9 protein-coding genes and 1 pseudogene are annotated in these 10463 nt (G+C 73.6%); 3 read left to right on the top strand and 7 right to left on the bottom strand.

The genetic code is table 11. The features are described 5' to 3' along the window. The 3 genes and pseudogenes from ADY59_RS44540 to ADY59_RS44530 form a co-directional block, all read right to left on the bottom strand. Positions 1–3882 (bottom strand): annotated as a pseudogene (locus tag ADY59_RS44540) (tetratricopeptide repeat protein); the annotation flags it as partial. A 259-nt stretch (positions 3883–4141) separates the two neighbouring features. Further along, a complete protein-coding gene (locus tag ADY59_RS44535) occupies positions 4142–4768 on the bottom strand; it encodes a LysE family translocator (protein WP_049576561.1) in 627 nt (208 codons plus the stop codon). A gap of 21 nt (positions 4769–4789) precedes the next feature. Next, positions 4790–5650: a LysR family transcriptional regulator gene (locus ADY59_RS44530; RefSeq protein WP_049576558.1), complete on the bottom strand. Its 861-nt coding sequence runs from the start codon at positions 5648–5650 to the stop codon at positions 4790–4792. Positions 5651–5739: 89 nt separating this feature from the next. Between ADY59_RS44530 and ADY59_RS44525 the strand changes: the two genes are divergently transcribed. Then, a complete protein-coding gene (locus ADY59_RS44525; protein ID WP_049576556.1) occupies positions 5740–6258 on the top strand; it encodes a cysteine dioxygenase family protein in 519 nt (172 codons plus the stop codon). Between the two features lie 9 nt (positions 6259–6267). Here ADY59_RS44525 and ADY59_RS44520 read toward each other — a convergent pair whose 3' ends face one another. Further along, a complete protein-coding gene (locus ADY59_RS44520) occupies positions 6268–6921 on the bottom strand; it encodes an alpha/beta fold hydrolase (protein WP_049576554.1) in 654 nt (217 codons plus the stop codon). A gap of 79 nt (positions 6922–7000) precedes the next feature. Between ADY59_RS44520 and ADY59_RS44515 the strand changes: the two genes are divergently transcribed. Then, positions 7001–7495, top strand: coding sequence for a pyridoxamine 5'-phosphate oxidase family protein (locus ADY59_RS44515; protein WP_049576553.1), 495 nt, complete (start codon positions 7001–7003; stop codon positions 7493–7495). On the opposite strand, the gene ADY59_RS44510 is transcribed toward ADY59_RS44515, so the two are convergent. Further along, a complete protein-coding gene (locus tag ADY59_RS44510; protein WP_049576551.1) occupies positions 7468–8637 on the bottom strand; it encodes a serine hydrolase domain-containing protein in 1170 nt (389 codons plus the stop codon). The genes ADY59_RS44515 and ADY59_RS44510 overlap by 28 nt on opposite strands. 77 nt (positions 8638–8714) lie before the next feature. Between ADY59_RS44510 and ADY59_RS44505 the strand changes: the two genes are divergently transcribed. Continuing rightward, positions 8715–9251, top strand: a complete 537-nt coding sequence (locus tag ADY59_RS44505; RefSeq protein ID WP_049576548.1) for a PadR family transcriptional regulator — start codon at positions 8715–8717, stop codon at positions 9249–9251. Here the strand turns inward: ADY59_RS44505 and ADY59_RS44500 are convergent. Together ADY59_RS44500 and ADY59_RS44495 are read right to left on the bottom strand one after the other, a co-directional pair. After that, complete coding sequence (locus ADY59_RS44500; protein WP_049576545.1) at positions 9244–9684, bottom strand: iron chaperone; 441 nt, start codon at positions 9682–9684, stop codon at positions 9244–9246. The two genes, ADY59_RS44505 and ADY59_RS44500, sit on opposite strands and share 8 nt — an antisense overlap. A 40-nt stretch (positions 9685–9724) precedes the next feature. Then, positions 9725–10336: a glyoxalase gene (locus ADY59_RS44495; protein ID WP_049576541.1), complete on the bottom strand. Its 612-nt coding sequence runs from the start codon at positions 10334–10336 to the stop codon at positions 9725–9727. Positions 10337–10463 lie beyond the last annotated feature (127 nt).

Genomic DNA, 10463 nt, shown 5'->3' with positions numbered 1-10463 from the left:
GGCCGGCTCACCCCACTGCGGGACCCCGCCCGCCCGAGGCGGACGCTCCCCGTCCGGTGGTTCTTCGATCTGGGCGCGCAGCAGGCCGACGAGACGGTCGGCGGCTGCTTCCGCCTCCGGGTGGTGGTGCGCCCTGGACAGCGCGGTGGCCGCCAGGACGAGGCGTTCCACCAGCTCGACCCGCACCTCGGGCCCGCATGCCGCGACCGCCGCCGTCAGGTGCGGCACGGCCTCCACGTCCCGGCCCAGCGCCACCAGCGACCGGCCGAGGGCCGCCGCCACGTCCCCGGCGGGCCCGGCCCGCCCGTCCGGGGGGACGTACCGGGCGAGCAGGTCGGCGGCCTGCGTCGCCAGCACCACCCCGTCCGCCGGGCGGCCCGTCGCCGCCCACGTCCAGGCGAGCCTCGCCTGCACCGCGACGTGTTCGCGGACGTCGCCGTCGCCCCGCCGGTGATCGGCCAGCTCCCGTTCGGCCTTGGTCACGTCCTCCTCGGGCCGCACGCTCGGCACCAGGCTGATCAGCGCCGGCGGAGGCGGCGCGGCCCCGGCCTCCCGACCCCGCTCCACGGCGGCGAGCACGTCGACCCGCCGCTCGCCCAGCCGCCGGTACAGCTCGGCGGACCGCTCCAGGTACGCCACCCCGTCGACGTTCCGTCCCAGCTCCAGCAGGCACATCCCGAGCAGCCGGGCCCCTCTCGCCCGCAGCCCGTCGTCGGTCACGGCCAGGCTCGCCGCCTCGCGCAGCGGCTCCAGGGCCTTCTCGGCGCGTCCGCCGCTCAGCAGGTGCTCGCCCAGGTCGAGCAGGCGCCGCACGAGGTCGGGCCGGTGCCCGCCCGGCTCCAGCACCACCAGCGCCCGCAGGCTCTCCACGGCCTCGCCCGCGCTCGCGGCCGCCTCGTCGAACTCCCCGCGATCCCCGTACAGGTCCGCCAGCATCCCGGCGGCCGAGGCCAGCTCGGCTCGCAGGCGCGGCTCGTCCCCGGCCGGTCCGCGCAGCCGGGCCACCGCCGCCACCGCCGGCACGCCGGCCTCCGCGGCCCGGCCGATCCGCCCGATCCGCCCGGTGAGCCGCCGCAGCGCCCGCCACACGACCTCGTCACCCATGGCCACCCCGCGCACGGCGTTCGCCGCGGCGGCTCCCAGGCACGCCCCGAGCTCCCGGAGCCTGCCCCCGTCCAGTTCCTCGCCCGGTCCCAGCGGCCGCGGGAGCATCCCGGGACCGTCCGGCGACGCTACGGCCGGGGCCTGCGGGGATACGCGTGGTGGCTCGGCCGGCGGGATGCCGCCCCGCGAGGGTTCGCGCAGGTCGGCGAGGATGCCCCGGAGGGGGTCGCGCAGGGCGGCGGGGACCGGCTCCACGTGGTCCGGCAGGGCGTCGAGGACGTCCTCGACGTCACGGGCGAGCTCCGGGTCCCCGCCCGCCGCGGCGAACGCCGCCGTCGCCTCGCCCAGCCGTCCCGCGCCGAGCAGCGCGCACGCCAGGTTGTAGTGGGCGCGCCCCGCCTGGGCGGCGTGGCGCGGATCCTCCTCCGCCAGCGCGCGGAACCGCGCCGCGGCCTCCCGCGCCGGCCACCCGGCCGCCTCCCGGCCGGAGTCGGTCTCCCGGCTCAGCAGCAGGCAGGCCGCGTAGTTGAACAGGGCTTCCGCCCGCGCGCCCGGCCGGTCGTACGGGGCCGTGGCGGCGAACAGCTCGACCGACTCGCCCGCGGCGTCGGCAGCCTCCTGGGTTCGGCCGAGCGCCGCCAGCCGGACGGACAGCTCCGACAGCGTGGCGGCCAGCTCGGAGCGGTCGTCGCCGCGGCGCAGCCACTCCGCCCGCATCTCCACCAGCGTGGCCTTCAGCGCCCGCAACCCGAGCTGCCCGGACTGGCACGGGGGCAGCGCCACCACGGCCTCGACCAGCGAAGGCTCCCCGTGTAACGCCCGCACGGCGGCGTCCAGCGCGTCGCCCAGCCGTTCGCCGGGCCCGGTCGCCGCCTCGCACAGCATCGGGTCGAGCCTGTTGACCAGCAGGGAGAGCAGCGCCTCCCGGACCCGTCCGGTGCCGCAGGCCGCCCGCAGCACCCCGAGCATGCGCGACAGATGCTCCGCCGTCCGCCCCGGGCAGTCGTGCAGGGCGAGGACCAGCTCGGCGAGCCCGTCCGTGCCGCCCAGCAGCCGCTCGGCCACGACCCCGGAAGCGGGGCCGTCGCCGTCGAAACCCGCCGCGCCCGGCACCACGGACAGCAGCGCGCGCCGCTCGTCCGCAGCGGGCGCGGTCAGCGTGACGACCGCCGCCGCCTGCCGCCAGGCTGTTCCCCCGTGCCTGGCCTGCTCACGTTCCAGGAACAGGGCGACCGGCTCGCCGCCGGGCTCGACCTCGTCCCCCCGTACGCGCATCAGCGCGGCCACGTGCACCTGGAGCGGCCGGCCGTGGTCGTCCTGCCGGCCCTCGGGGACGCGACGGGCGTCCCGCTCCTCGCCGACGACGAAGAACCGGCCGGGGGTGGGCGCGTTGTCCCTGCTGACGGGCGGTGCGCTCACGTGGGGGGAGTGGAGGGTGAAGGCGTGGGTGGCGGCGGTGGCGTGGGCGGTGCGCTCCACCGGGCTGAGCGGCCTGGCGTCGAGGTGGATGGCCGTGCGGGTGAGGTGCTTGAGCAGCCCTCCGGCCGCCGCGTCGAAACGCTGCCACCACTCGGGATCGGCGGACGCACGGGCCACCAGGAGGAGACGTACGCGAGGATTGTGCGGGTGGTCGGCGAGCCGGCGGATCAGCTCGCCAGGCAGGGCCGCCGACGGCTCCGGCAGGTCGGCGACCAGGAGCGTCGGGCGCAGGGCGTCCAGCGCGACGGCCGGGCCGGACAGGGGCGGCAGGCGGAGGAAGCCGGCGTCCCAGCCGATCGACCGCAGCTCGTCGCAGAGTTCGGCGGCCAGGCGGGTCTTGCCGGTGCCGCCGGAGCCGGTCAGGACCGCGATCGAGAGGCGGTCGGGGCCCGCGGCCCAGCTGCGCAGCGTGGCCAGCTCGTGGGTGCGGCCGAGGAAGGGGACCACCGCGTGGCGCGGCGAGAGCAGCGCCCAGTCGGGGGAGCCGGGCGGCAGCTCGTCGAGCGCCGGGAGCAGCAGGTCGGGCAGCAGCAGGCCGGGTTCGCCGGTCAGCTCCTCGACCTGCGCCGGACGTACGCCCGCCAGCTCGCGGAAGCCGGCGTCGGCGAGCAGCGCGGCGACGGGGATGACGTCCAGCCGGCGGCTCGCGTACCCGGAACGGCCGGCGCGGACCACGCCGAGCACCTGTTGCGCGTGGGCGGCGACCAGCGCGGCGCCCGACATCCCGAGCCAGGCCGGCAGCGGCATCTCGCCGGGCCCGGCCACGTCGGCGGCGAGCATCCCCCAGCCGCCCGCCGATCCGACGGCTGCGCCGGTCACAGTGCCGGCCACTGTGCCGTTCGCTGTGCCGTTCACTGTGCCGTTCACTGTGCCGTCCACCGTCACCACCTCGCGCCGTCCGTGCAGGTGGGCGGGGTCGGTGCCGTTGTGGTGGGCGGGCGGGTACTCGTCGCGGCTGTGGGCGAGGGCGAAACCGTGCGCGAGGCAGGCGAGGCGGTCCTGCCGGACGGCGGCCCAGCGGACGTGGTCGATGCCTGGCACGTTCCGCCAGGGCGCGTCGGCGACGCGGAGGAGGGCGGCGTCCGTGCTGCCGCGGCCCTGCCACACCTGTTCGGCCTCGGTCCACCAGGGCCAGCGTGAGGAGCGCACCTGGCAGGGGGACTCGGGGTCGTGCGCGGAGGTCAGCACGAGGTCGGGGCCGATCACGTACCCGGACCCGGTCGCGCCGACGAGGTCGTCGTGACCGGAGTAGACCTCGACGACCCGCTGGAGCCCGAGGCTGTGCGGTGGCCTGTGCATGGTGGCCCGCCTCTTCGCTACATGCCGTCCGAAGTGTCGTCCATGACGAGGGTGTCACCCTTTCCGGCCGCTGCGAAGGCGGTGGGGGGTGAGCGTGGGAATCGCTGGTGGCGGGTGCCGCGCAACCGCAGAGAACCCCCGCCACCCGCTCACTATGGCACTAGAGGCACGAAATTTCCGGCATGTCGGCCTACTGCCCGGCCTGGCGATCACTCCGGAAGGGGCATGTCACCCGGCGGCTACATCGTCGCCTGCCGGGCTACGCCTTCTCGCCGGTGAGCCAGGCGGCCAGCCCCAGGTAGACCAGGCCGCTGCCGACGTCCAGCCGCCGCCGGGCCCGGGCGGAGCCGCGCACGTACCCGGCCAGGGCCGACGACGCCAGCGCGTACGTGCCGTCGCTGGCCATGCCCAGCACCATCCAGAGCAGCCCCAGCACCAGCATCTGCGGCGCGACAGGCCCGGCCGCCTGGTCGGTGAACTGCGGCAGGAACGCCAGGAAGAAGATGGCCGTCTTCGGGTTGAGCACGTTGACCACGAACCCCTCCCAGAACATCCGCCGCCTGGAGTGCACGGGCAGCTCCACGACCTCCTCGCCGCCGCCCCGGCGCACGAGCTTGCGCACCCCGAGCCACACCAGGTAGGCGACGCCCGCGTACTTGACCACGGTGAACGCGGTCGCCGAGGCCGCGAGCAGGGCGCTGACCCCGAGCGTGGCGGCGATCACATGGACCAGGGAGCCGGCGTGCACGCCGAGCACCGAGACGAGCCCCGCTGACCTGCCCTGCGCGACGCTGCGCGTGACGATGAAGAGCACCGCGGGCCCCGGCACCAGGAGCAGCGCGAGCGTGGCCGCGCAGAAGAGGGCGATTGTCGTCAGATCCGGCATGGGGCCATCGTAGGAGGCCCGTCAAAGGGTTTCCCGGAGCGCCGACAGCAGCGCCTCGGTGGCCGGCGGGTGCGGCGGATCGCCGAAGACGGCCGCGTACACATGTCTGGTCGAGCCCGGGATCGCCGTCGCCGAGACCTCCGGGTGGCGGTGCGCGCGCAGCGCCAGCCCCGGCAGCACGGTGACGCCCATCCCGGCGGCCACCAGCGCCTGCACGGCCACGATGTCGTCGCTGGTGAACGTGATGTCCGGGGCGAACCCGGCCTTGTCGCACAGATCGAGCAGATGGCTCCGGCAACGGTCGCACCCGGCGATCCAGGCGGATCCGGCGTGCCCTTCCAGCGTGCCCGCCGGGCCGCCCGTCACCAGGTAGCTCGGGTCGTCGAGCAGGTGGATCATCTGGATGCCGGTGTCCTCCGGCGCGGTGTCGTCGTAGCGGAAGATCACCGCGACGTCCACCCGCCCGGCCCGCAGCAGCTTGAGCGCCTCGGGCGGCTCGGTCTCGGTCAGGTGCAGCCGCAGCCCCGGGTGCTCCCGGCCCAGCAGGCCCGCCGCCCCGGGCACGAACGTGCCGAGCGCCGAGGGGAACGCCGCCATCCGCACCCGCCCCGACCGGAGCCCCACGTGCGCGGCCAGGTCGTCGGCGGCGGCGTCGAGCCGGCTCACGATGTCGGCCGCGCGCTCGGCCAGCAGCCGGCCGGCCTCGGTCAGCCGGATGCCGCGGCCCGCCCGCTGGATCAGCTTGGCCCCGGTCTCCGCCTCCAGCCTGGCCAGATGATGGCTGACGGACGGCTGCGCGTAGTGCAACTCCTTGGCCGCCGCGGTGAGCGACCCCTTCCGGGCGACCGCCAGCAGGACCCGTAGCCGCACGACATCAAGCATTCATAGACCATACCTATGAATGAGCCTCAATACTCCTGTTGAACCTATCGATGCATCCGTAGGACCGTGGAAGAAAGGAGGAATGCCCCATGAAGACGATCCTGCGGCCCGGGCTCGGCGAGCTGGTGCCGGGCATCGGCGCCATCACCGCCCGCGGCCTCGGCCGCCGCGACACCGCGTTCGCGGTCGCCGGCCTGCTGCGCGACCGGCTCCCCCCGCTGGACATCCTCACCGAGGAGGAGCGCGCCGGCTCGCCCGACGGGTACGTGTCCCGGGTGCTGCACGCGGAGGACGCGTTCTCGGTCGTCGCGGTCGTCTGGCGGCCCGGCCAGGACACGGTCGTCCACGACCACGTGTCGTGGTGCGCGTTCGGCGTCCTCAGCGGCATCGAGCACGAGACCCTCTACCGGGACATGGGCGACCACCTGGTGGAGATCGGGCGCGCCGACAACCGGCCCGGCGAGGTCAGCGGCTTCGCGCCGCCCGGCGACATCCACCGGGTGCGCAACACCAGCGCCGAGGTGGGGGTCTCGGTCCACGTGTACGGCGCCGACGTGAGCAAGCTCGGCAGCAGCGTCCGCCGCGTCTACGACCTGCCCGTCCGCTGAGGCCCCGGGTCAGCCCGCGTCCCGGTCGTAGGCTTCGAGCCGGTCCGCAAGCGCGGCGGGCCGCGACAGCATGACGCTGTGGCTGCCGTCGATCTCGTCGGCCGTCACGCCGAGCCGCGCCCGGGCCGTCGCGCGCATGAACTCCGGCGGGAACCAGCGGTCGTCACGGCAGAGCAGGAAGCGGGTCGGCACGTCCGGCCACCGCTCCAGCGGCCACGGCTCGGCCAGCGCCTTCTCCGCGTGCCCGCGCCCGCGCCGCGACACCTCGGCGGCCAGGCCGGGCGGCACGTCGTGCATGAACAGCGCGACCTCGTCGTCGATGTCCTTGTCTCCGAAGCCGGTGTTGCCCCACCAGTCGGACGGCGGCTCCCCGGGCACGGGCACCATGGCGGCCAGCATGACCAGCAGGTCGGCCTCGACCCGGTCGCACACCAGCGGCCCGACGAACCCGCCCCACGAGTGCGCCACCACGACCAGGCGCCCGGCGCGCTCCCCGATCGCCCCGGCGACGGCGTCCGCGTAGTCGCCGAGCCCCGCCTCCGGGTCCTCGATGGGCAGGTCGACGGCCACCGTGCGGTGCCCGCGCCGGCGCAGTTCGTCCTCCAGCAGGTGCCAGTGCCAGGCGCAGCCGCCGCCTCCGTGGATCAGCGCGAACGTCGTCATGCTCCAAGGGTAGGAGGCCGGGGCGATGAGTTATCGGCCCCGGCGTGGTCTATTTCCCGACCACACGAAAGGAGTCACCATGGAAACCCATCTGGACGAGCGCTTCAGCGTCCCCGGCGCCACCGCCACCCCGTGGGAGCAGGCGCGCGACGAGCTGGCGCGCGCGGAGACGTACTGGCTGTCCACCGTGCGGGCGGACGGCCGGCCGCACGTCACGCCGCTGATCGCCATCTGGCACGAGGGCGCGCTCTACTTCTCCACCGGCCCGGAGGAGCAGAAGGCCCGCAACCTGGAGACCAACCGGCAGTGCGCGCTCACGACCGGCGCCAGCTCCATGAGCGAAGGCCTCGACCTGGTGGTCGAGGGCGTCGCCGCGCAGGTGTCCGACCCCGGCCTGCTCCAGACGCTCGCCGACGCCCACGTGGCCAAGTACGGCGAGGAGTGGCGCTACGAGGTGCGCGACGGCGCCTTCCACCACGAGGGGGGCGGCCGGGCGCTGGTGTTCGAGGTCGCCCCGGTCAAGGTGCTCGGCTTCAGGAAGGGCGACTACGCCCAGACGCGCTGGCGCTTCTGATCGGCGCCGCCCAGCCAGGCGTCCAGGCACCGCGCCATGAGCCGGAACGGGATGGCCTGTCCCTTGGTCTGGTCGACGGTGCCGGCCAGGTGCAGGTCGAGCTCAGGGCAGTGGAAGAGCCATGTCCCGGTGGCTCCCGAGTGGCCGACGAGCGTCACCGGGCGGCGTCCCGGCGACACGAGCCGGCCGACCTTGAAGAACATGGTGCCCAGTCCGTAGCGGAGGACGGGGATGTTGCGCAGCCGGTTGCGCCGCTCGGTCAGCAGCCGCGCGGTGCGGGCGTCGCCGAAGAGCTCGCCGCCGAGCAGCGCTCGCTGAAAGGTGAGGAGGTCGCCGGTGGTGCTGAACAGGTCGTTGCTGGACTCGATCAGCGAGGTCAGCTCCACGCGGCGCTGTCTCGCGTGGAGCGGCGAGGGCGCCGCGGTCGCCGGGTCCGGCGGGCGGTGTCCCGGGAGCCAGGTGTGTTCCAGGCCGAGCGGACCGAGGATCCGTTCGGTCAGCAGCTCGGCGAACGACCGGCCCGTCACCGTCTCCAGGATGCGGATGAGCAGCTGGAAGCCGGTGTCGGAGTAACGGGCCTGCTGCCGAGGTGCGTCGAGGTCCTGCGGCTCGAAGTGCGGGCGCTGCCGCTCGCGCGTCGTCCGCATCGTGTCCTCGAACGTCCAGGCCGTGTCCCGGCCCTCGGCGAGGTGCTCATACAGGCTGGGGCCGCCACGGCGCTTCTCGAAGTGGTCGGGCAGGCCGGAGGTGTGACTCGCGAGGTGGCGCACCGTGATCGCGGGCGTCCGGTCGACCCCCTTGAGCACGTGGAGTCCCGCGATCGTCTCCTCCGGCAGGAAACGGCTGATCGGCGCGGCCAGGTCGAGCTCGCCGCGCTCGTGCGCCTGGAGCACGAGCGTGACGATGAAGCGCTTGGTGACGCTCGCGACGAAGAACGGGGTGCCGGGATCCAGTGGGTGATCATCGCCACCCCCGGCGGCGGCTGACCAGCGCTGTTTCCCGTCGCCGCTGATGACGGCCAGGTTGGCGTGGTGTATGCCACGTCGCGCGACGAGGCTCTCCAGCAGGCCCGTCAGGCGCGTGTCGACGTCGGCGGGGACGTGGTTGTCGTGGGCGTGGGCCGTGGCGGGCGGCGATGTCACGTGATTGCTCCTCGTCTGCACGACCATATGTCTACTAGACATATCTATGAGGGGCAACGGGGCTAGACTCGCCCACTGTGGCTCATGTGATCCTCGGTCTGCTCCTGATCGCCCCGCGGACCTTCTACGACCTCATCAAGGACTTCGAGGCCAGCGTGGCGTTGTTCTACAGCGCCAGCGGCGGCAGCATCAAACGTGCCCTGGACACCCTGCTCGCGCGCGGGTTCATCGAGGTCGCCAGCGTCGAGACCGGAGGCCGGGGGCGGAAGGTCTATCGAGTGACCGATGCCGGCGGTGAGGAGTTCCGGGCGTGGATGACAGGGGAGCCGGCCGGGCCCGATGTGGAGAAGGCGGCGCTGTCGAGGCTCCACTTCCTCGGCCTGCTGGAACCGGCCGAACGCCTGCCGGTGCTGCGCCGCGTCGTCGCGCGCATCGAAGCCGACCTGGCCACGCTCTCGGCCCTCGACAGGTACCTCGACACCCTGGACCTCCCCGAGGAGCAGCGCGACATCGCCGCCCATCAGCGCGCGACCCTCGACTACGGCCTGGCCTCGAACCGGTTCATGCTCGACTGGTTCCGCGCCTTCGCCGAGCGCTACGAGCCGCTCAGCTGACCGCATGCTTCACCAGGGCGCTGATCCGGGCCTCCACCTCGGGCGTCACCTCGGTCAGGGCGAAGGCGGCGGCCCACATGGCGCCGTCGTCCAGGTGCGCCCGGTCGCTGAACCCGAGCGTCGCGTAGCGCGTCCTGAACTTCGCCGCGCACTGGAAGTGGCAGACGATCTTGTCGTCCAGGGCGTAGGCGGGCATCCCGTACCAGAGCCTGGGCGTGAGGGCCGGGACGTCGGCGGTGATGACGGCATGGACACGCTCGGCCATGACGCGGTCCGATTCCCCCATTTCGGCGATCTTCGCGAGCACGTCACGCAGGTCCTGCGCGGCCTTGTCCGCGCGGGGGGCGCGGCGCGCCGCCTTCTTCTGATCCTGGGCGTGGTCCTTCATCGCGGCCCGCTCCTCGGCCGTGAATCCCTGGTAGGCGATGCTCATGGTGTTCTCCTTGGAGGATCGTCGTTCTCGGTACGGTGTCTCAGGCGGACGCGGTTTCCCAGACGAAGCCGTCCGGGTCGGCGAAGAGCCCGGCGTCGCCGCCGATCACGATGCGGTGCGACCCGGTGCCCTCCTGGGAGAGGCCGATGTCCTTGGCCAGGGCGCGGCGCGGGTAGAGCGCCAGGGTGACGGCCGAGGACGGGGTGTCGAACTCGACGTACTTGCCGCCGAAGCTCTTGGCCACGCTCAGGCCGCGGTCGAGGTAGAAGCGCTTGCTCGCCTTGACGTCCGCCACTCCCAGCAGGAGGGCGACCTGGTCGATGTGCCGGCCGGCCGGGCGGGTGTCCTTCTTCTGGGAGGTGGCGATCTTGCAGATCGTGCCGTCCGGGGCGCGTACGACGCCGCCGTAGCCCCAGAAGCTCTTCGTGGCCGGCTTCAGCGTCGTGGCGCCGGCGTCGAGGGCGGCGCCGATGAGGGCGTCGGCGTCGCCGGGCTGGGACACCACCAGCGACAGCGCGAATCCACGGAAGCCGGTCGTGGGCGCGTCCGAGGCGCGTACGCGCACGTGGTCGCCCAGGCCGAAGGCGGTGTAGAAGGCGTCCGCCGAGGCGGGGTCGGGAACTTCGAGGGTGACGGTCGCGAGGGAGGTCATGGCAGGTCCTTGTTCGTCAGGGGCGGGTCCCCTCTCTTTTTCACATCTCCCCGGCCCCCAGAACCGACTAGATATTCGATTGCCTCTTTTTCTTTTAAAAAAAAAAAAACAAGATACCAAGAGACAA

It is taken from the genome of Nonomuraea sp. SBT364 (assembly GCF_001083785.1).
GTDB lineage: Bacteria > Actinomycetota > Actinomycetes > Streptosporangiales > Streptosporangiaceae > Nonomuraea.
This window is presented reverse-complemented; position numbering and strand designations above follow the sequence as displayed.